This window comes from Jannaschia sp. R86511, assembly GCF_042466345.1.
Classification (GTDB): domain Bacteria; phylum Actinomycetota; class Actinomycetes; order Actinomycetales; family JBBAYJ01; genus Aquipuribacter.
On the sequence record NZ_JAXHCD010000001.1, the window covers coordinates 2840063 to 2860314 of the forward strand.

The 20252-nt window shown below is 75.6% G+C and carries 18 protein-coding genes; 14 read left to right on the plus strand and 4 right to left on the minus strand.

The window, feature by feature from the left end; genetic code table 11:
- The first annotated feature begins 73 nt into the window (after positions 1–73).
- The 4 genes from SJY06_RS13335 to SJY06_RS13350 all read left to right on the plus strand — a co-directional run bounded on the left by SJY06_RS13335 (position 74) and on the right by SJY06_RS13350 (position 5515).
- Positions 74–2746 carry a GNAT family N-acetyltransferase gene (locus SJY06_RS13335; RefSeq protein ID WP_380168025.1) on the plus strand — a complete coding sequence of 891 codons (2673 nt, stop codon included), beginning with the start codon at positions 74–76 and terminating at the stop codon, positions 2744–2746.
- A 138-nt stretch (positions 2747–2884) separates the two neighbouring features.
- Positions 2885–3550 carry a DUF5998 family protein gene (locus SJY06_RS13340; protein WP_380168026.1) on the plus strand — a complete coding sequence of 222 codons (666 nt, stop codon included), beginning with the start codon at positions 2885–2887 and terminating at the stop codon, positions 3548–3550.
- Entirely contained in the window at positions 3547–4773 is a 1227-nt protein-coding gene (locus tag SJY06_RS13345) for an alkaline phosphatase family protein (RefSeq protein WP_380168027.1), read from the plus strand. Before SJY06_RS13340 ends, SJY06_RS13345 begins: the two co-directional genes overlap by 4 nt.
- Positions 4774–4795: 22 nt before the next feature.
- Positions 4796–5515, plus strand: a complete 720-nt coding sequence (locus SJY06_RS13350; protein ID WP_380168028.1) for a thymidine kinase — start codon at positions 4796–4798, stop codon at positions 5513–5515.
- Between the two features lie 48 nt (positions 5516–5563).
- On the opposite strand, the gene sepH is transcribed toward SJY06_RS13350, so the two are convergent.
- Positions 5564–6796: a septation protein SepH gene (gene sepH, locus SJY06_RS13355; RefSeq protein WP_380168029.1), complete on the minus strand. Its 1233-nt coding sequence runs from the start codon at positions 6794–6796 to the stop codon at positions 5564–5566.
- Between the two features lie 156 nt (positions 6797–6952).
- Between sepH and SJY06_RS13360 the strand changes: the two genes are divergently transcribed.
- From SJY06_RS13360 to SJY06_RS13370, 3 genes are all read left to right on the plus strand, one after another.
- On the plus strand, positions 6953–8098 hold the full coding sequence (locus tag SJY06_RS13360) for a ferrochelatase (protein ID WP_380168030.1): 1146 nt from the start codon (positions 6953–6955) through the stop codon (positions 8096–8098).
- Positions 8076–8888 (plus strand): inositol monophosphatase family protein, encoded by an 813-nt coding sequence (locus SJY06_RS13365; RefSeq protein ID WP_380168031.1) that lies wholly within the window; start codon positions 8076–8078, stop codon positions 8886–8888. The genes SJY06_RS13360 and SJY06_RS13365 overlap by 23 nt, the downstream gene beginning before the upstream one ends.
- A gap of 181 nt (positions 8889–9069) precedes the next feature.
- Positions 9070–9363, plus strand: a complete 294-nt coding sequence (locus SJY06_RS13370; RefSeq protein ID WP_380169711.1) for a DUF4193 domain-containing protein — start codon at positions 9070–9072, stop codon at positions 9361–9363.
- 87 nt (positions 9364–9450) lie between these two features.
- On the opposite strand, the gene SJY06_RS13375 is transcribed toward SJY06_RS13370, so the two are convergent.
- Positions 9451–9930: a DUF3093 domain-containing protein gene (locus SJY06_RS13375; protein ID WP_380168032.1), complete on the minus strand. Its 480-nt coding sequence runs from the start codon at positions 9928–9930 to the stop codon at positions 9451–9453.
- A 37-nt stretch (positions 9931–9967) separates the two neighbouring features.
- Here SJY06_RS13375 and dut point away from each other — a divergent pair, with 37 nt between their 5' ends.
- The 4 genes from dut to SJY06_RS13395 are packed head-to-tail and all read left to right on the plus strand — an operon-like array spanning position 9968 to position 12447.
- A complete protein-coding gene (gene dut, locus SJY06_RS13380) occupies positions 9968–10552 on the plus strand; it encodes a dUTP diphosphatase (protein ID WP_380168033.1) in 585 nt (194 codons plus the stop codon).
- Positions 10549–11301: a DUF3710 domain-containing protein gene (locus tag SJY06_RS13385; protein ID WP_380168034.1), complete on the plus strand. Its 753-nt coding sequence runs from the start codon at positions 10549–10551 to the stop codon at positions 11299–11301. Before dut ends, SJY06_RS13385 begins: the two co-directional genes overlap by 4 nt.
- Before the next feature lie 52 nt (positions 11302–11353).
- Complete coding sequence (locus SJY06_RS13390) at positions 11354–11728, plus strand: OB-fold nucleic acid binding domain-containing protein (protein WP_380168035.1); 375 nt, start codon at positions 11354–11356, stop codon at positions 11726–11728.
- On the plus strand, positions 11725–12447 hold the full coding sequence (locus SJY06_RS13395; RefSeq protein WP_380168036.1) for a DUF3159 domain-containing protein: 723 nt from the start codon (positions 11725–11727) through the stop codon (positions 12445–12447). The genes SJY06_RS13390 and SJY06_RS13395 overlap by 4 nt, the downstream gene beginning before the upstream one ends.
- Here SJY06_RS13395 and SJY06_RS13400 read toward each other — a convergent pair.
- Together SJY06_RS13400 and SJY06_RS13405 are read right to left on the minus strand one after the other, a co-directional pair.
- Complete coding sequence (locus SJY06_RS13400; protein ID WP_380168037.1) at positions 12444–13136, minus strand: potassium channel family protein; 693 nt, start codon at positions 13134–13136, stop codon at positions 12444–12446. The two genes, SJY06_RS13395 and SJY06_RS13400, sit on opposite strands and share 4 nt — an antisense overlap.
- Positions 13136–13798 carry a potassium channel family protein gene (locus tag SJY06_RS13405; RefSeq protein WP_380168038.1) on the minus strand — a complete coding sequence of 221 codons (663 nt, stop codon included), beginning with the start codon at positions 13796–13798 and terminating at the stop codon, positions 13136–13138. Before SJY06_RS13405 ends, SJY06_RS13400 begins: the two co-directional genes overlap by 1 nt.
- A 57-nt stretch (positions 13799–13855) precedes the next feature.
- Between SJY06_RS13405 and SJY06_RS13410 the strand changes: the two genes are divergently transcribed.
- The 3 genes from SJY06_RS13410 to SJY06_RS13420 all read left to right on the plus strand — a co-directional run bounded on the left by SJY06_RS13410 (position 13856) and on the right by SJY06_RS13420 (position 20149).
- A complete protein-coding gene (locus SJY06_RS13410; protein WP_380168039.1) occupies positions 13856–15883 on the plus strand; it encodes an APC family permease in 2028 nt (675 codons plus the stop codon).
- On the plus strand, positions 15880–17187 hold the full coding sequence (locus SJY06_RS13415; protein WP_380168040.1) for a class I SAM-dependent RNA methyltransferase: 1308 nt from the start codon (positions 15880–15882) through the stop codon (positions 17185–17187). The genes SJY06_RS13410 and SJY06_RS13415 overlap by 4 nt, the downstream gene beginning before the upstream one ends.
- Positions 17188–17299: 112 nt before the next feature.
- Positions 17300–20149, plus strand: a complete 2850-nt coding sequence (locus SJY06_RS13420) for an aconitate hydratase (protein WP_380168041.1) — start codon at positions 17300–17302, stop codon at positions 20147–20149.
- Positions 20150–20252: the final 103 nt, after the last annotated feature.

A 20252-nucleotide genomic window follows, 5' to 3' on the forward strand; every position in this document is an offset into this window, starting at 1 on the left:
CGGAGCGGGCCCGGGTCCCCGGCCACCGGAGGGGGCGGCGCGTCGCGGCGGGGTCGCCGGTAGCGTCAGGACCGTGAGCGACAGCGGGCCCGTCGCGGCGTACCCCTCGCACTGGGAGGCCGACGTCGTCCTGCGGGACGGCGGGGTGGCGCACGTGCGCCCGATCCGGCCCGACGACGCCGCCCGGATCGAGCGCTTCCACGCCGCGCAGAGCCCGGAGAGCATCTACTTCCGCTTCTTCGCCCCGATGCCGCGGATCAGCGCCGCCGACATGCGGCGCTTCGTCCACGTCGACCACAGCCGCCGGGTGGCCCTGGTCACCACGGTGCGCGACGAGATCGTCGGGATCGGCCGCTACGAGGGCACCTGGCGCGAGGGGGCGCCCCCCGGTGGGCACCGCGAGGCGGAGGTCGCGTTCAACATCGCCGACTCCCACCGGGGGCGGGGGATCGGCTCGGTGCTGCTGGAGCACCTGGCCGCCGCGGCCCTCGAGAACGGCGTGTCCCGGTTCACGGCGGACGTGCTGCCGTCCAACCAGCGCATGCTCGGGGTGTTCCGGGAGGCCGGCTACGAGGTCACCCACCACCTCGACGACGGCATCATCGAGGTCGGCTTCGCCATCGACCCCACCGAGCGCTCCATCGCGGTGATGGCCGCCCGCGAGCACCGGGCGGAGTCGCTGAGCATGCAGGCGCTGCTCAACGCCCGCTCGGTGGTGGTGGTGGGGGCCAGCCGGGACGCGTCGTCGTTCGGGGCCCGGGTGCTCCAGGCCGTCACCGAGGGGCGCTTCGCCGGGCCCGTGCACGTGGTCAACCGCGAGGCGCTGGAGGTGGGCGGCTCCCGGTCGTTCGCGTCGGTGGACGAGGTGCCCGGCCCGGTTGACCTCGCCGTGGTCACCGTGCCGGCCGCGTCGGTGCCGGAGGTGCTGGGCCAGTGCATCGACCTGGGCGTCAAGGGTGCCGTGGTCGTCTCCAGCGGGTTCGCCGAGGCCGGGCCGGAGGGGGTCGCGCTGCAGCACGAGGTGGTCCGGCTGGCCCGCGCCAACGGCATCCGGGTGATCGGGCCCAACAGCTTCGGGATCATCAACACCGACCCGATGGTCAGCCTCAACGCCTCCGTGGCCCCCGTGATGCCGACGGCGGGCCACCTGGCCCTGTTCAGCCAGTCCGGCGGCCTGGGCGTGGCGGTGCTGTCCAGCGCCGAGCGCCGGGCCCTGGGGCTGTCCTCGTTCCTGTCGGCGGGCAACCGGGCCGACGTGTCCGGCAACGACGCCATGCAGTACTGGCTCGACGACCCGCGCACGTCCGTCGTCGGGCTGTACCTGGAGAGCGTGGGCAACCCGCGCAAGTTCTCCCGGATCGCGCGGCGGCTGGCCCGGGTCAAGCCGACCATCGTCGTCAAGTCCGGGGTCAGCGAGTACGGCGTGCCGCCGGGGCACGAGGTGCGGGAGTCGGCGGCCCCGCCCGAGGCCTTCGACGCGATGCTCCGCCAGGCCGGGGTGATCCGGACCGAGAACCTGCACCAGCTGTTCGACGTGGCCCAGGTGGTGCTGCACCAGCCGCTGCCCGCCGGGGACCGGGTGGCGGTGGTCGGCAACTCGCCGGCGCTGAGCGCGCTGGCCGCCGACGCCTGCGCCTCGTGGGGGCTGCGGGTCGTGGGCGAGCCGCTGTCGGTCCGCTCCGAGGCCGACGCCGCGGAGTTCGACGCCGCGCTGCGCCAGGTCTACGACCGGGACGACGTCGACGCCGTCGTGGCCAGCTTCATCCCGCCGCTGCAGGCCGACACCGACCAGATCCAGCTCGCCCTGCAGGAGCGCGCGCACGGCTCCGGCCGGACCACCGTGGCCTGCTTCATCGGCCCGCGCCTGGTGGGCTCGGCGACCGGGGACCGGGCCCCCGTGCCCGCTTACCCGCTGCCGGAGGACGCCGTGCGGGCGCTGGCGTCGGTGGTGCGCTACGCCGAGTGGCGCCGGCGCGACACCGGCCCGCCGGTCGACCCGCCGGACCTGGACCTGCACCGGGCCCGCAGCCTGGTGGACGACGTGCTGGCCGAGCAGCCGCAGGGCCGGGACCTGACCCGCGACGAGGTCCGCCGGCTGCTGGCCTGCTACGGCGTCGAGGTCTGGGCGAGCCACGAGGTGCACGACGCCGACGAGGCGGCCGCCGCGGCGACCGCCATCGGCTACCCCGTGGTGCTCAAGGCCGAGCGGCTGCGGCACCGCCTGGACACCGGCGGCATCCGGATGAGCATCGACGACGAGCAGGAGCTGCGGGTCGACGTCGACGGCATGCAGGCCGAGCTCGGGCGGGAGGACGCCGGCACGCTGCTGGTGCAGCGGATGGCCCCGCGCGGGGTGTCGACCGTGCTCACCACCACCGAGGACCCGCTGTTCGGCCCCATCGTGTCCTTCGGGCTGGCCGGTGACGCCATCGACCTGCTGGGGGACGTCTCCCACCGCATCCCGCCGCTGACCACCACCGACGTCCACGACCTGGTCCGGGGCGTCAAGGCGGCCCCGCGGCTGTTCGGGCACGGCGGCCGGGTCGCGGTCGACGTGGCCGCCCTGGAGGACGTGGTGGCCCGGGTGTCCCGCCTGGCCGAGGACCTGCCGCAGGTGGCCCGGCTGCGGCTGCAGCCCGTGCACGTGCACCCCGAGGGCGTGGCCGTGCTGGACGCCTCCGCCCGGGTCGCCCCGCCGCCCACCCGGGCCGACGGCGCCCGCCGCGCCCTGCCCGCACCGCCGTGACCTGCGCCGGGCCGGCCACGACGACCGGGCCGACGACGAGGCCGACCACGACCGGACCGACCGGGCCCGGCAGCGCCGTAGGGGTGGGCCTGTGGGTGGCGGTGCACGGCCGCCCCGCCCCGGTGGGAGGATCGCCACGTGCGTGAGACCAGGCCCGGCGCCCGCAGCGCCCACGACGCCCAGCTGCCCCCCCTGCTGGTGCGCGCGATCGAACGAGCGGGGTACTACCCGGCCGTGGTGGCGGACGTCGTCCGCACGTCGGTCGCGGGCGAGGAGTGCGTCGACCACTTCGTGCACCCGGAGACGACCTTCGACGAGGGTGACCAGGTGCGACGCCACGTCACGGTGCTCGTCCTGACCCCGACCCGGCTGATCATCGCCCACGCCGACGACCACAGCGAGTCCGACGGGCACGCGCCGGGGGAGCCGGGGCACCCCGACGGGGTCCGGGCCGTCGACGCCGGCCGGACGTACGCCGCGGCCAGCACCGAGGCCGTGCCGCTGGACCGGGTGACCGCCGTGGTCGTCACCCACGTCATCGACCGTCCCGAGCGCTACCGGCCGGGCGGCATGCCGCGCGAGGTGACGCTGGGCGTGGCGTGGGGGATCGCCAGCCGGGTCGACCTCGAGCCGGCCGGCTGCGCCGACCCCGAGTGCGAGGCCGACCACGGCTACACCGGCAGCGTCACCGGCGACGACCTGTCGCTGCGGGTCAGCGCCGAGGCCGAGGGCCACGCGGCCGTGGAGGACGCGCTCCGCTTCGCCCGGGCCCTGTCGGCCGCGACCTCCCGGCCCCGGGTGTGACGGGCTCCTCGCCGTCCGCCCCCGCGCCGGGGGCACCGCCCCGGGTCCCGCACGGCGGGGCCGGGGAAGCCGCGCTGCCCGACTACGCGACCGGGTCCCTGGCCCAGCTGCTGCCCTCCGTCGCCGGCGCCATTGGCGTCCCCGGCCACACCGACACCGTCGGCCTGGGCGAGCACCAGCGGGTCTGCACCGTGCTCGTCGACGGCCTGGGCGCCCGGCTGCTGGCCGAGCGGGGCGGGCACGCGCCGTTCCTGCGCCGGGCGGCGGCGTCCCAGCCGTCCGGCGTCCCCACCGAGCTGCGCACGGCGGTGCCGTCCACCACGGCCACCGCCCTGGCCACCCTGGGCACGGGCTGCGAACCCGGCCGGCACGGCGTCATCGGCTACCGGGCGTTCGAGCCCGGCGGGCTGCGTGTGGTCAACCACCTGACCTGGCCCGCCGACCTGGACGCCGAGACCTACCAGCCCTGCCGGACGGTGTTCGAGCGCGTGGCGGACGCGGGCGTCCCGGCCACGATGGTGGGCCCGGCCGCCTTCGAGGGCTCCGGCCTGACCCGGGCCGCGCTGCGAGGCCCGGCCTACGTGCGTGCGGAGTCGCTGGAGGCCCGGGTCGACGCGGCCGTCGCCGTGCTCGCGGCCACGCCGCGCGCCATGGTCAACGTCTACTGGGGCGACGTGGACAAGACCGGGCACGCGAAGGGCTGGCTGTCCCACGCCTGGGCGCAGGAGCTCGAGCGGGTCGACGCGGCGCTGGCCGACCTGCGCCGCCGCGCCCCCCGCGACGCCCTGGTCGTGGTGACCGCCGACCACGGCATGGTGGACTGCCCGCCGGAGGCCCTGTTCGACGTGGCCGACCGCCCCGGCCTGCGCACCGACGTCCTGGCGACGGCGGGCGAGCCCCGGCTGCTGCAGCTGCGGGTCCGGCCGGGTCGGGCCGAGCAGGTCGCCGACCGCTGGCGCGAGGCGCTGGGCGAACGGGCCTGGGTGCTGACCAGCACCGAGGCCGTCGCGGCCGGGTGGTTCGGCGACACCACCGCCCCGGCCGGGGCCGACCCCCGGGACGCCGTGATGGAACGCGTCGGCGAGGTGCTGGTCGCCGCGCGCGGCGACCTGGCCGTCGTGGACAGCGAGCGGGACGACCGGGCCGCGCTGTCGATGGTGGGCCAGCACGGCTCGCTCACCGACGACGAGACCGCGGTGCCGCTCGTGCGTCTGCTCGCCTAGGTCCCCGGTAGCGTCAGCCCTCATGGCCGAGCTGGTGTTCTTCTGCGGGACCATGGACTCCGGCAAGTCCACGCTGGCGCTGCAGGTCGACCACACCCGCGCCGCCCGCGGTCTGGTCGGGCTGCTGTTCACCCGCCGGGACCGGGCCGGGCGCGGCCTGCTGTCGAGCCGCCTGGGCCTGGAGCGACCGGCCCGGGAGGTGGACGACGGCGACGACCTGTGGCAGGCCGTGGTCGACGAGCGGCTCGCCGGGCGCCGCACCGACTACCTGGTCTGCGACGAGGCGCAGTTCTACACCCCGGCGCAGGTCGACCAGCTGGCCCGGGTGGTCGACGAGCTGGGGGTGGACGTGTTCACGTTCGGGATCACCAGCGACTTCCGCGCCAAGCTGTTCCCGGGCTCGCAGCGCCTGGTGGAGCTGGCCGACCGGGTCGAGGCCCTGCAGGTGGCGGCGCTGTGCTGGTGCGGCGTCCGGGGCACCCACAACGCCCGCACGGTCGACGGGCGGATGGTGGTCGACGGCGCCCAGGTGGTGGTCGGTGACGTCACCGCGGCGGACGAGGACGCCGAGGCGCCCGCCGAGGTCGCCTACGAGGTGCTGTGCCGCCGGCACTTCATGCGCCGGATGACGGCGGCTGCGGCCCGCGCCGCCAGCCTGTCGCCCGACGTGCTGCCCTGGGCGCCGGACCAGTGCCCGATCGACCCGCAGGCCCAGCTGGCCGTGCTGCTCGACGAGGCCTGAGCCACCGCCTTCACCGGCGTCCCGCGGGGGCGGCGTCCGGGCGGCGGGTCAGCCGTCCTCGCGCTTGGCCCCGAACACGATCTCGTCCCAGCTGGGGACCGCGGCCCGGCGCCGGCGGGAACGACGCTCGCCCGCGACCCCCGGGGCCGGCGGCGGCACGCGGGGCGGGCCGGTGAGGGCGGTCGGACGGGACGACCCGGCCGACGACGGGGCGGGCGCGGACCGGGCGGAGGGCGACCCGCCGGCCGGACCGGTCGAGGGGTCCAGATCGAGCTCGCTCAGCAGGTCCGGCTCGATGCTCGCCACCGACGCGGAGACGTCCCGGTCGTCGGGCGGGGTCGGCGCGGTGCGCAGACCGGGGCCCGCCGGGTCGCCCGCGGCGTCGGTCCCTGCGGTCGTCTGCCCGGGGGCGGGACCGTCGTGGTCCGTCGTGCCGGCTCGGTCGGCGTCGCTGTCGGTGCCGTCGCTGTCGGTGTCCCGGCCCTGGTCACCGTGGTCGCGGCTCTCGGTGGCGTGGTCAACGCCCTCGCGAGGTCGACCGGCCTCGCCGGAGTCACCGGGGTCGGCGGTCCCACCGGCGTGGCCGGCGGCGGGCGGGGTGGGACGTCGGCCACGCTGCCGGGCCAGGGCGTCGAGCAGGTCGACCGTGCCGCCCCGGGGGGCGGTCGCCGCGGGCCGCTCGACGTCGAAGACCGTGTCGCGCACCGCGCTGAGCCGGCGGCGGCGCTCGACGCCGGTGAGCCGCTCGGCCTCGGCGTCGACGGGCTCCAGCGACCGCGTCCCCGTGTCGAAGGACCAGGTGGCCTCGCTGCGCGCCGAGGCGGTACCGGTCACCACGAGCACCTCCCAGCGGGTGCCGTCGCTGCGCCGCGAGTCCCAGGCGATGTCGTCGACGTCGTGGCCCTCGCCGGTGAGGACCTCCAGCACCACCCGCTCCAGGGTCAGGCCCGGGTCGCCGCCGCGGTCGACCGCGGTGCCACGCGCCAGCTCGGCGACGTGGGCCCGCTCGGCCAGGACCGGTCCCTCGAAGCGCCGCACGTAGTCCACGTCGAGCCCGGTCTGCTGGGCCACCTGCTGCGCGTCGGCGCCGGAGCGGATGCGGGACTGGACCTCACGGGGGCCGGGGCGGTCCGACGCGGGCGTGACGTGGGTGCCGTTGCGGGAACGGCGCACGGCGGAGCGCACCTGCTCGTCGACCGCGAGGGAGAAGCGGCGACCGTCACCGGTCATCAGCACCAGGTCACCGTCACCGGTGACCTCCACCAGTCGCAGGGTGTCCATCCGTGGTCCTCCGTCCCGACGCCGACGACCTGCAGGCCGCAGGGGCATCCGTCCCTGCACTGTGCCACCGCCCGGCACCCCGGCCGCGCAGGCCGGGCCGTGTGTCGGGCGCCGCCCGGGGTGCCGGGCCGGCGGGGCCCGGGTGAGAATGGCCGGGTGACCGATGCCGACCTGAGGCCCTACGACGCCCTGCTCCTGATGTCCTTCGGTGGGCCCGAGGGCCCCGACGACGTCATGCCGTTCCTGGAGAACGTCACCCGCGGGCGGGGCATCCCCCGCGAGCGGCTGACCGACGTTGCCGAGCACTACCTGCACTTCGGCGGGCGCAGCCCGATCAACGACCAGAACCGCGCGCTGCTGGAGGCCCTGCGGGCCGAGCTGGACGCCCGTGGCGTCGACCTCCCGCTGCACTGGGGCAACCGCAACTGGGACCCGTTCCTGACCGACACGCTGCGCCAGGCCCACGAGGCCGGGGCCCGGCGCGTGCTGGCCGTCGTCACGTCGGCCTACTCCTCGTACTCCGGCTGCCGGCAGTACCGCGAGGACTTCGCGGCGTCGGTGCTGGAGCTCGCCGGGGAGGGACGCACCGTCGCGGTGGACAAGATCCGCCACTACTTCAACACCCCCGGCTTCGTCGGGGCCAACGCCGACGGGGTGGTCGCCGCCTACCGCCGCCTCGCCCCCGACCTGCGGGACGGCGCCCGGCTGGTGTTCGTCACCCACTCGGTGCCCGACGCCATGGAGGACGCCTCCGGTCCCGACGGCGGCGCCTACAGCGAGCAGCACCGGCAGACCTGCGTCGAGGTGGCCCGCGCCGCCGGGGCCGAGCTGGGCACCGAGCCGGCCTGGGACCTGGTCTACTGCTCGCGCTCCGGCCCGCCCACGCAGCCCTGGCTCGAGCCGGACGTCAACGACCACCTGCGGGCCCTGAAGGACGCGGGCGTGCCCGCCGTCGTGGTGTCACCGGTCGGGTTCGTGTCCGACCACATGGAGGTCAAGTTCGACATCGACACCGAGGCGGAGGAGACCGCGACCGAGATCGGGCTGCCGTTCCAGCGGGCCGCCACGGTCGGGGTCGCCCCGCAGTTCGTCCGTCAGCTGGTCGAGCTGATGGTCGAGCGGGCCGAGGTCGCCCGCGGCGGCTCGCCCGAGCAGCCGGCCCTCGGCCCCTGGGGGCCCAGCCACGCGGTCTGCCCGGTCGGCTGCTGCGCCAACCTGCGCAGCCCCGACCGGCCCGCCGCCTGCGGCGAGGACTGGCAGCAGCCGGAGGTGCCGGGCCGTGACGGCGTCACCGTCGCCTGAGCAGCTGCGGGCCCTGGCCCGCGAGGTCGCCCGGGCGGCGGGGGAGGTGCTGCGGCAGCACCGCCGCGGCGCCGTCACCGTGGCCCGGACCAAGTCGAGTGCCACCGACGTGGTCACGGCGGCCGACCTGGCCTCCGAGCGCGAGCTCCGTCGTCTGCTGGGCGCGGCCCGGCCCGACGACGGGGTGCTGGGCGAGGAGGAGGGGGTCGTGGAGGGCCGCAGCGGTCTCACCTGGGTGGTGGACCCGCTCGACGGCACCGTCAACTACCTGTACGACACCGGGACCTGGTCGGTCAGCGTGGCCGTGGTGTCCGGTTCGCCCGACCCCGAGCACTGGCAGGTGCTGGCGGGCGCGGTGTACGACGTGGAGCGCGACCAGATGTACTCCGCCGCGGCCGGCGGTGGCGCGGACCTCGACGGGGCGCCGCTGCGGGCCTCCGGCTGCACCGAGCTGGCCGCCTGCCTGCTGAGCACGGGGTTCGGCTACGACCCGGTGCAGCGGGCGGAGCAGGCGGCGGCCGTGGCGGTGCTGCTGCCCCAGGTGCGCGACCTGCGCCGGATCGGGTCGGCCGCGGTCGACCTGTGCCTGGTGGCGGCCGGCCGGCTGGACGCCCACGTCGAGCGGGGCCTCAAGCCCTGGGACCACGCGGCGGGTGCCCTGGTGGCCGCCGAGGCGGGCGCCGTCGTCGTGGGCCGTGACGGCGGCCGTCCCGGGGCGGGGCTCCTGATCGCCGCGGCCCCGGGGGTCGCGGGCGCGCTGCAGGCCGCCGTGACGGCCTCCGGCTACTGACGGGAACGGCCTGCTCACGGTCCGCTGGTCGACCCCGGCGTGGTGCGCGGCGCCGAGGTAGGGCACAATCCGCGCCGCACCACCGTTGCGGGCATCAATCGAGGCCCACCGACGTTGGCGTGACAGCCCCAACGGGACCGGTGGGGCAGACGACTTCCAGACGTGGAGTGTGACGACGCCAGTGGCGACCGACTACGACGCACCGCGCAAGACCGACGAGGACTCCGAGGACTCGATCGAGGAGCTGAAGGCTCGCCGCGGCGACGCCAAGACCGGACAGGTCGACGAGGACGAGACCGATGCGGCGGAGGGCTTCGAGCTCCCCGGCGCTGACCTGTCCAACGAGGACCTGTCGGTGCAGGTCCTCCCCGCCCAGCAGGACGAGTTCACGTGCGGCTCGTGCTTCCTGGTCCACCACCGCAGCCAGCTGGCCGGCGAGAAGGACGGCCTGCCGATCTGCTCCGAGTGCGCCTGAGCCATCGGTGAGGCCCGCCCGGGCAGCCCCGGACGGACCAGGCGCGGCCCGGACGGGCGGTGGCACCCCGTGGGTGCCGCCGCCCGTTCAGCCGTCGTGGCCCACGGCCCGCCCGGCGTCGAGCGCGGCGGCCAGCCGGGCGGGGGATCGGGTGCTGACCAGCCAGTAGGGGACCGGGTCGCGGGGGTCCGTGACCGGCAGCCGCACGCCGCTGCCCACCCAGCCGCGGGTGACACGGTGCGACCGGGCGTCCAGGGCCGGGCCCAGCGCGGCCCGCATCCCGTCCTCGTCGAGCTCCACGGGCTCGCCGAGCGCGGCGAGCGGGATCCGCGACTGCCCGGCCTGCAGCCACAGCCCGGCGTCCGGGGTGGGCTCGACCACGCGGACCACGGGGCTCCAGGACCGCAGCAGCAGGAACACCCCGACCAGGGCGAGGGCGCCGACCACGACCGCGACGGGGATGCTGGTGGCGGGGACGAAGACGACACCCAGCGTCAGGGCCACGAGCACGCCGCCGGCCCAGACCCAGGCCGCCGGCCACAGCCGTTCGGAGTAGACGGTAGGCACGGGAACAGCCTGCCACGGCCGTGGCTAGAGTCGTCGGGTGCACCCGAGCGACGACGACACCGGCACCCCGCCCCACGGCGGGGGCGACGACGCCGACGTCGACGTCCTGGTGCGACGCGCGGCCGGGGCGGCCATGCCCGCCCGGGCGCGACCCGGGGACGCAGGCCTCGACCTGGCCACCACCGAGCAGGTGACCCTGGCCCCCGGGGCCCGCGCCACGGTGGGCACCGGGGTGGCGGTGGCCCTGCCCGCGGGGACCGCCGCGTTCGTGCTGCCCCGGTCGGGGCTGGCGGCCCGGCACGGCGTCACGGTGCTCAACGCGCCGGGCACCGTCGACGCCGGTTACCGCGGCGAGATCCGCGTCACCCTGCTCAACACCGACCCGGACACCCCGGTCACGCTGCAGGTCGGGGACCGGGTCGCCCAGCTCGTCGTGATGCCGCTGCCGTCGGTGCGCCTGGTCGAGGTCGACCGGCTGCCGGGCTCCGACCGGGGCGAGGGCGGCTTCGGCAGCACCGGCACCTCCCCGTTGAGCGGCACGGCCCCGTTGACCAGCACGACCACGCACCTCAGCGCACCGGGCGGACCCCCGTCGGGCGCAGGACACGGAGGACACCAGTGAGCCCCTTCTGGAGCGGCAGGACCCGCCCCGACCCCAGCCAGCCCGACCCCGCGTCGCAGGAGCAGGTCGTCTCGCCCGAGACCGGCCCGATGGACTCGCGCGACCCGGCCGCCCCGACCGAGGGCGTGCTCGACCTGGGCGCCCTGCGGCTCCCGGCGCGCAAGGACCTCAAGATCCGGCTCGACGTGGACAAGACGTCGGGCAACGTCGCGGCCGTCACCGTCCAGGCCGACGCGTCGTCGGTGCAGCTCACGGCCTTCGCCGCGCCCCGCAGCGCCGGGGTGTGGGACGAGGTGCGCCCGGAGATCGCCAAGGCCGTCGCCGGTGGCGGCGGGTCGACCGAGGAGCGCGAGGGCAGCTTCGGCACCGAGCTGGTCGCCCGCGTCCCCACCACGCTGCCGGACGGCCGCAAGGTGCTGCAGGTGCAGCGGTTCTGCGGCGTGGACGGCCCCCGCTGGTTCGTCCGTGCGGTGTTCAGCGGGCCGGAGGTGCTGCAGTCCGTGGGCGCCACCCTGCCCGACGAGCTCGCCTCCCGGGCCCGGGGCACCGACCTGGAGGACCTGGTCCGCGGCACCGTGGTGGTCCGGGGCACCGACCCCATGGCCCCTCGCGAGCCGCTGCCGCTGCGGGTGCCGGAGTCCGCGCGCCGGGTCCAGCCGGCGGCGGCCCCCGCCGCGCCGCCCGCGGCCTCCGACGGCCCGGCCGCCGGCGCGCCGGGCCTGGACGCAACGGGACCGACGGACGGGTGAGACTCCGGCACCGCGTCCCCGAGCACCCTCGGTCCGGTCGTACCCTCGAGCCATGAACGATCGCAGCTGGCGGAGCGCGCTGTCGTCCCTGACGCGCAGCGACGACGAGGTGGCCGCCCGGCGGCAGGCCGAGACGTCGGGGCGCCTCGGTGGCACCCCGGTGACCTCGCTGCCCGATCGGTGCCGGGCCACGCTGTGCGGCACGCTGCGCTCGGTCACCGTCGAGCCCGCGGCGACGTCCTGCACGATCGAGGCGGAGCTGTACGACGGCTCCGGCACGGTCCGGCTGCGCTGGATCGGCCGCAGCGCCATCGCCGGCATCGAGCCCGGCCGGCAGATCAAGGTGACCGGCACCGTGAGCCACTGCAGCGGCGGCACCCGGGTCATCTACAACCCGTCCTACGAGCTGCTCCCGCTGCGCGCGTGACCACGGACCCCGGTCCGGACGAGGCCCTGCCCCCGGCCGCGCCCGCCGCCCCGACCACGGTCGAGGAGGTCGTCCGCACCGAGCTGCTCAAGGCCCTCGGCGGCTGGCGCGGCACGCTGGAGGCGGCCGTGCCGATCCTGCTGTTCGTCGTCACCTGGAGCCTGAGCGACCAGCTGCGCACCTCGCTGGTCGTGGCCGGGGCCGGCATGGCGGTGTTCGTGCTGCTGCGGCTGCTGCAGCGCCAGACCCTGGTGCACGTCATGTCGGGCGTGCTGGGGCTCGTCATAGCCGCGGTCGTGGCGACCCGTACCGGCAACGCCAGCGACTTCTTCCTGCCGGGCATCCTCTACAACGCCGCCCTGGCCGTCGTGTTCGGCGTGTCCATGGTCACGGGCTGGCCGGTCGTCGGGTTCCTGTTCGGGGCCGTGACGGGCGACCCGACCGGCTGGCGCCGGCGGCGCGGGGTGCGGCTGCTGTTCCAGAAGCTGACCGCCGTGCTGCTGGCCAACTACGTGATCCGGGTCGTGGTCCAGCTCCCGCTCTACCTGGCCGGGTCCGTCGTGGCCCTCGGGGTCAGCAAGATCGTGCTCGGCTGGCCCCTGCTCGGCGTGTCCGTCCTGGTCATCGGGGCCCTGCTGGCCGCCGGCCGGACGCCGCTGACCGAGGCGGACGACCTGCCCGCACCGGCGGCGCCGCAGCCGCTGCCCGAGAGCTCCTAGCCCCGCCCGGCCTGGCGCGCCTCGGACCGCCAGGAGGCCAGCAGCCCGGCCAGCTCCTGCTCCTGGTCCGGGGTGGTCAGCAGCATGAGCTCGTCGCCGGCCTCGACCGTGTCGTCCGGGGTGGGTGCGATGGGCCGGTGGTCGCGGACGATGCAGGTCAGCACCGTGTCCTGGGGCAGCGTGATGGCCCGGATGGCGGTGCCGGCCACCGGGGAGGCCGCCGGCACGGTGAACTCGAACAGCGACGCCGAGCTCTGCTGCAGCTGGAACAGCCGGACCATCTCGCCGACCTCGACCGCCTCCTCCACCAGCGCGGTCATCAGGCGCGGTGTGGACACGGCCACGTCGACGCCCCAGGCGTCGTCGAACAGCCACTCGTTGCGCGGGTTGTTGACCCGGGCGACCACGCGGGGGACCCCGTACTCGGTCTTGGCCAGCAGCGAGACGACCAGGTTGACCTTGTCGTCGCCCGTGGCGGCGACCAGCACGTCGCAGGTGTCGAGGCGGCCCTCGTCGAGGGTCTCGATCTCGCAGGCGTCGGCGTACAGGAACTCCGCCTGCTCGAGGGCGTCCTTCATCCGCGCGGCCTTGGACAGCCGGTCGATGAGCAGGACCTGGTGGCCGTTGCCGATCAGCTCGCGCGCGATGGAGCGGCCCACGCTGCCGGCGCCGGCGATGACGACGCGCATCAGGAGCGCTCCGCCGGGGCGGCGGCGGCGTCGACGGCGGCCCGGCGGCGGGCGGCCTCGACGACCACGAAGACCCGGTCGCCGTCCTGCAGGACGGTCTCCGAGCGCGGGATGACGGCGTGCCCGAGCCGGGTCAGGTAGGCGACCCGCACCTCGGTGGCGGCCTCGAGCTCGCGCACGGGACGACCGAGCCAGCCGTGGTCGGGCGACAGCTCGACCATCGCCACCCGGGTGGCCTCGTCGGTCCACATCGGGGCGGAGTCGGTCGGCAGCAGCTCGGCGATCATCTCCCGCGAGGTCCACGGCACCGTGGCCACGGTGGCGATGCCCAGACGGCGGTACACCTCGGCGCGGCCGGGGTCGTAGATCCGGGCCACCACCCGGGCCACGGAGTAGGTCTCGCGGGCCACGCGGGCGGAGATGATGTTGGAGTTGTCGCCGCTGCTGACCGCGGCGAAGGCGTAGGCCTCCTCGATGCCGGCGCGCAGCAGGGTGTCGCGGTCGAAGCCGATGCCGGCGACCGTGCGGCCGGAGAAGTCCGGGCCGAGGCGCCGGAACGAGTCAGGGTCCATGTCGATCACGGCGACCGAGTGCCCCTGCTCCTCGACGTCGTGCGCCAGCCGGGCGCCGACCCGTCCGCATCCCATCACCACGAAGTGCACGACGTCACGGTAGCGCCGCGGCCACCGAGGGGGAGGGCACGGGCCTAGCATCGGCGCGTGACGTCGCTGCTCGCCGTGCCCAAACGCCTGCTTCTTGGCCGGGCCCGTCCCAGCAGCCGCGAGGAGGACACGCTGCTGCCCAAGCGGCTGGCGCTGCCGGTGTTCGCCGCGGACCCCGTCTCGTCGGTGGCCTACGCCACCCAGGAGCTGCTGGTCATCCTCGCCCTGGGCGGGGTGGCCACGCTCGTGCTGGCGCCCGAGGTGGCGCTGGCCGTGTGCGTGGTCGTCGCCGTGGTCGTCATCTCCTACGGGCCGCTGGTGCGGGCCTACCCCGGCGGCGGGGGGTCCTTCGCCGTCGCCTCGCGCAACCTGGGCCCGCGTGCGGGCCTGGTCGCGGCGGCGGCGCTGCTGGTCGACTACACGCTCACGGTGGCGGTGAGCGCGGCGGCCGCGATCGACAACCTCGTCTCGGTGCTGCCGGTGCTGGACTCGGCCCGGATCCCGCTGGCGGTGGCCGCCGTGCTGCTGGTCATGGTGGTCAACCTGCGCGGCCGGCGGGAGGCGGGCTGGTCGGCCATGCTGCCGGTCTACGGGTTCGTCCTGGTCATCGGCGTCCTGGTCGTCACCGGCCTGCTGCGCTGGGCGGGCGGGGACGCCCCGGTCGCGGCCAGCGCCGGCTACGAGGTGGTGCGCGACACCGACCTGACCACCGTGGCGCTGGGGCTCATCGTGCTGCGCGCCTTCGCCGGCGGCGGCGCCGCCCTGGCCGGGGTGGACGCCATCGCCAACGGCGGGCCGGCGTTCCGTCGCCCCAAGGGGCGCAACGCGGCGGTGACCCTGCTCGGCGTGGGCGGGATGACGATCGCCCTGATCGGCGGCGTGGTGGCGCTGGCCGTGATCAGCGGCGTGACGGTGACGCGCGACGCCTGCGACCTCGGCGGCCTGCCCGAGCCGTGCGAGACGTTCACCCAGCAGACGGTGCTGGCCCAGCTGGCCGAGGCCGTGTTCGGGCCCGGCAGCGTCGGGGCGGTCCTGGTGGCCGTGGTCACCGTGGCCGTCCTGCTGGCCGCGGCCAACAGCGCGTTCAACGGCTTCCCGCTGCTCGCCGCCACGCTGGCCGACTCCGGCTACCTGCCGCGCCAGCTGGCCCGCCGCGGCGACCGGCTGGCCCACAGCAACGGCATCCTCGTGCTGGGCCTCGGCGCGGTGGCGGTGCTGCTGGTGCTGGAGGCCCGGGTCGGCCCGCTGCTGGACCTGTACCTGGTCGGGCTGTTCACGTCGTTCACGCTGGCCCAGGTGGGCATGGCCCGGCACTGGTCGCTGCGGACCCGTCCCGGCTGGCGCGGCCCGCGGGCCGGGCCCCGGGCGGGCATGGCGCTGGCCGTGGTGGCGGCGGTCTGCACGGGCACGGTGCTGGTCGTGCTGCTGCTGACCAAGGTGCCCAACGGCGCCTGGGCCTCGGTCCTGGTGATGGTGGTGGTCGGCGTGGGCATGCAACGCATCCACGGGCACTACGCGCTGGTGGCCGACGAGGTCGCCCTGCCCGACGACGACGCCACCGAGGCCATGCCGGCCCGGGTGCACGCCGTGGTGCTGGTCTCGCGCCTGCATCGCCCGGTCACCCGCGCACTGGCCTACGCCCGCGCGACCCGCCCTTCGACGCTCGAGGCGGTCACGGTGGCCTCCGACCCGGCCCTGGCCCAGGAGCTGGCCGAGGAGTGGGCCCGCCGTCGCATCACGGTGCCGCTGCGGGTGCTGGACTCGCCGTACCGCGAGATCACCCGCCCGCTCGTCGAGCACGTCCGCAGCCTGCGGGCCCGCGGCCCCCGCGACGCCGTCACGGTGTTCCTGCCGGAGTACGTGGTCGCGCACTGGTGGGAGGCCGTGCTGCACAACCGGTCGAACATCTGGCTGCGGGCCCGGCTGGCCGCCACCCCGGGGGTCATGGTCGTCAGCGTGCCGTGGCAGCTGGCCTCCACGCTGGCCGACGGCGACCTGGCCGCCCGGGCCGCGGGGGAGCGCAGCCTGGTCCAGGAGGCCACCCGCGCGGGCGCCGCCGACAGCGACCGGGACCCGCTGGGATGAGCGAGGAGCTGCTGGAGCTGACCACGGGGCCCGTGGCCCACGGCGGGCACGTGGTGGCCCGGGTCGGGGACGTGCCGGACGGTCGGGTGGTGTTCGTGCGCCACGCCCTGCCGGGGGAGCGGGTGCTGGCGCGGCTGACCGACGCGCCGGAGGGGGCGAGCTTCTGGCGCGCCGAGGCGGTGGAGGTGCTCGCGGCCTCCCCGGACCGGGTCGAGCCGCCCTGCCCCCACGCGCGCCCGGGTGGTTGCGGCGGCTGCGACCTGCAGCACGCGTCCCTGCCGGCGCAGCGGCGGCTCAAGGCGCAGGTCGTCACCGAGCAGCTGGTCCGGCTCGGTGGAGTCGACCCCGAGACGCTGCCGGGCGGGCCGCTGCAGGTCCAGGCGCTGCCCGAGCCCGGCCGGGCCCCGGGGCAGGAGACCGGGCTGGGCTGGCGCACCCGGGTGCGCTACGCCGTGGACGCGCAGGGGCGGACCGGGTTCCACCGGCACCGCAGCCACGCGGTCCTGCCGGTCGAGCGCTGCCCCCTGGTCACCGACGCCGTCGACGCGACCGGGGTCACCCGGCTGCCGTGGCCCGGGGTGGCGTCGGTGTCGGTGTCCACCGGGGACGACGGGGCCGTGGTCCGCGCCGAGCAGGGCCCGCGCCGCGGCCGGCTGCCGCGGGTCGACGCGCTGGGCCTGGTGGGCGGACCCGCCGGCCGGCCGGCCCGCGTGGCGGGGCGGACCTGGGTGCGTCACGACGTGCCGGGGGCCGGCCGGCTGCGGGTCGGGGTCGACGGCTTCTGGCAGGTGCACCCCGCCGCGGCCGAGACCTTCGTCAGCACGGTGCGCCGGTACGCCGGTGCGGGCCCCGGTGACACGGTGCTCGACCTGTACGCCGGGGCCGGGCTGTTCACCCTGGCGCTGGCGGACGACCTGGCGGGCCGGGGCGAGCTCGTCGCCGTGGAGTCCGACCGCGGGGCCGTGTCCGACCTGCGCCGCAACGTGCACGACCGGGCCACGGTCCGGGTGGTGGCCGACCGGGTCGAGCGGGCGCTGCGCTCCCCGGAGGTCCCGGCCCGGGCGGACGTCGTGGTGCTCGACCCGCCGCGGGTCGGCGCCCGCTCGGCCGTGGTGGACCAGGTGGTGGCCCGAGGTCCCCGCGCGGTGGTGCTCGTGGCGTGCGACCCGGCCTCGCTGGGCCGCGACACGGCGCTGCTGCGGGACCGGGGCTACGGCCTGCGCGCGCTGGAGGCGTTCGACGCGTTCCCGATGACGCACCACGTCGAGTGCGTCGCGCTCTACACCCCCGAGGCTCCCGCCTGATATCTTGACGTCAAGAGACTTTGGCTGTCCGTCGCGTCCCACCTGGGGCAGGATGGACGGCCGGGAGCCCGTACTGACCCGATGCACTGACTCGACGCCGAGAGGGACGCCCATGAGCGCAGGACAGCACCCGAACACCTTCGACAGCCGTGACAGCCTGGAGGTCGGCGGCCGCTCCTACGAGTACTACCGGCTCGACGCCGTCGAGGGCTCCGCGGACCTGCCGTTCAGCCTCAAGGTGCTGCTGGAGAACCTGCTGCGCACCGAGGACGGCGTCAACGTGACCGCGGACGCGGTCCGGGCGCTCGGGTCCTGGCGGGCCGACGCCGAGCCGGACACCGAGATCCAGTTCAGCCCGGCCCGCGTGGTGATGCAGGACTTCACCGGTGTGCCCTGCATCGTCGACCTGGCCACCATGCGCGAGGCCGTCGTCGACCTGGGCGGTGACCCGGGGCGGATCAACCCGCTGGCCCCGGCCGAGCTGGTCATCGACCACTCCGTCATCGTCGACAGCTTCGGCCAGGCGGACTCGCTCGAGCTCAACATGGCCATCGAGTACGAGCGGAACCGCGAGCGGTACCAGTTCCTGCGCTGGGGCCAGACGGCCTTCAGCGACTTCGTCGTCGTCCCGCCCGGCGTGGGCATCGTCCACCAGGTCAACCTGGAGCGGCTCGCCCGCGGCGTCATGACCCGCGAGGTGGACGGCCGCACGGTGGCCTACCCCGACACGCTGGTCGGCACCGACTCCCACACCACCATGATCAACGGCATCGGCGTGCTCGGCTGGGGCGTCGGCGGGATCGAGGCCGAGGCGGCCATGCTCGGCCAGCCCGTCTCGATGCTCATCCCGCGCGTGGTCGGCTTCAAGCTGTCCGGCCAGATCCCCGTGGGCGTGACCGCCACCGACGTCGTGCTCACCATCACCGAGCGGCTGCGCCAGCACGGCGTGGTCGGCAAGTTCGTCGAGTTCTACGGCGACGCCGTCTCGGCGGTGCCGCTGGCCAACCGCGCCACCATCGGCAACATGAGCCCGGAGTTCGGGTCCACCTGCGCGATCTTCCCCGTCGACTCCGTCACCACGGAGTACCTGCGCCTGACCGGGCGCAGCGAGGAGCAGGTCGCCCTGGTCGAGGCCTACGCCAGGGCGCAGGGGATGTGGCACGACCCGGAAGCCGCCGACTACGTCGAGCCGCGCTTCAGCGAGTACCTCGAGCTCGACCTGTCCGAGGTGGTCCCCAGCATCGCCGGGCCCAAGCGGCCGCAGGACCGGATCGCCCTGTCCGAGGCGCGCGAGAAGTTCCTCGCCGTGCTGCCGGACTACGCCGGCTCCGACGGCACGGCCGACGGCGGCGTCAGCACCCTGACCGACGCCTCCTCGGCCGAGAGCTTCCCGGCCTCCGACGCGCCCGCGGTCAGCCCCGGCGCGGCCGACGACGAGCCCGCCCCCGGTGCGGGCGTCGGCTCGGTCCCGGCGCAGCACCGCGCCAGCCGGCCCACCGCCGTGACGATGGCCGACGGCACCGCGACCGAGATCGACCACGGGGCGGTCGTCATCGCGGCCATCACGTCCTGCACCAACACCTCGAACCCGACCGTCATGGTCGCGGCCGCCCTGCTGGCCAAGAAGGCCGTCGAGCGCGGCCTGGCCCGCAAGCCCTGGGTCAAGACCTCGCTCGCCCCCGGCAGCAAGGTCGTCATGGACTACTACGACGCCGCCGGCCTGACCCCGTACCTGGACAAGCTGGGGTTCAACCTCGTTGGGTACGGCTGCACCACCTGCATCGGCAACTCCGGCCCGCTGCCGACCGAGGTGAGCGAGGCCATCCAGGCCAGCGACCTGGCCGTGACCAGCGTGCTGTCCGGCAACCGCAACTTCGAGGGCCGGATCAACCCGGACGTCAAGATGAACTACCTGGCCAGCCCGCCCCTGGTGGTGGCGTACTCGCTGGTCGGCAGCATGGACTTCGACTTCGCGACCCAGCCGCTGGGCACCGACCCGGACGGCAACGACGTCATGCTCGCCGACGTGTGGCCGAGCGCGGAGGAGATCCAGGGGGTCATCGACTCCACCATCACCGAGGGCATGTTCACGGCCGGGTACACCGACGTGTTCGCGGGCGACGAGCGCTGGCAGGCCCTGCCCACGCCCGAGGGCGACACCTTCGCCTGGGACAGCGAGTCGACCTACGTCCGCAAGCCCCCGTACTTCGACGGCATGACGATGGAGACCTCCCCGGTCGCCGACGTCACCGGGGCGCGGGTGCTGGCCCTGCTGGGCGACTCGGTCACCACCGACCACATCAGCCCCGCCGGGGCCATCAAGGCCGGCACGCCCGCGGCGGCCTACCTGGAGGCCAACGGCGTCGAGCGCAAGGACTACAACTCCTTCGGCTCGCGGCGCGGCAACCACGAGGTCATGATCCGCGGCACCTTCGCCAACATCCGGCTGCGCAACCTGCTGCTGGACGGGGTCAGCGGCGGCTACACCCGCGACTTCACCGCCGACGGCGAGCAGGCGTTCATCTACGACGCCGCGCAGCACTACGCCGAGGCCGGCACGCCGCTGGTCGTGCTGGCCGGCAAGGAGTACGGCTCGGGCTCCAGCCGCGACTGGGCGGCCAAGGGCACGGCCCTGCTGGGCGTGAAGGTCGTCGTGGCCGAGAGCTTCGAGCGGATCCACCGCTCCAACCTGATCGGGATGGGCGTCCTGCCGCTGCAGTTCCCGGCGGGGGAGTCGGCGGCGTCGCTCGGCCTGGACGGCACCGAGACCTACGCCGTGACGGGGGTGACGGCCCTGAACGAGGGCACGACGCCGCGCACGGTCCGGGTCGTGGCCACCCGCACCGACGGGGCCGAGGTCGCCTTCGACGCCGTCGTCCGGATCGACACGCCGGGCGAGGCGCACTACTACCGCAACGGCGGGATCCTCCCGTACGTCCTGCGCAGCCTGGTTCGCGGCTGATGTCCGTGGGCTGATCGGGGCCCCTCCGACTACGCAGCGGTACGCCCGGGAGCCAATTAGTTGCGTGTCCGAACCGTGACCAGGAAGTGCTGGTCAGGGACGG

Excerpts from the sequence above, each read along its gene's own strand:
- SJY06_RS13350 (WP_380168028.1), top strand. The coding sequence starts at position 4,796 with ATGGCCGAGCTGGTGTTCTTCTGCGGGACCATGGACTCCGGCAAGTCC.
- sepH (WP_380168029.1), bottom strand. The coding sequence starts at position 6,796 with ATGGACACCCTGCGACTGGTGGAGGTCACCGGTGACGGTGACCTGGTG.
- SJY06_RS13390 (WP_380168035.1), top strand. The coding sequence starts at position 11,354 with ATGAACGATCGCAGCTGGCGGAGCGCGCTGTCGTCCCTGACGCGCAGC.
- SJY06_RS13400 (WP_380168037.1), bottom strand. The coding sequence starts at position 13,136 with ATGCGCGTCGTCATCGCCGGCGCCGGCAGCGTGGGCCGCTCCATCGCG.
- SJY06_RS13415 (WP_380168040.1), top strand. The coding sequence starts at position 15,880 with ATGAGCGAGGAGCTGCTGGAGCTGACCACGGGGCCCGTGGCCCACGGC.
- SJY06_RS13420 (WP_380168041.1), top strand. The coding sequence starts at position 17,300 with ATGAGCGCAGGACAGCACCCGAACACCTTCGACAGCCGTGACAGCCTG.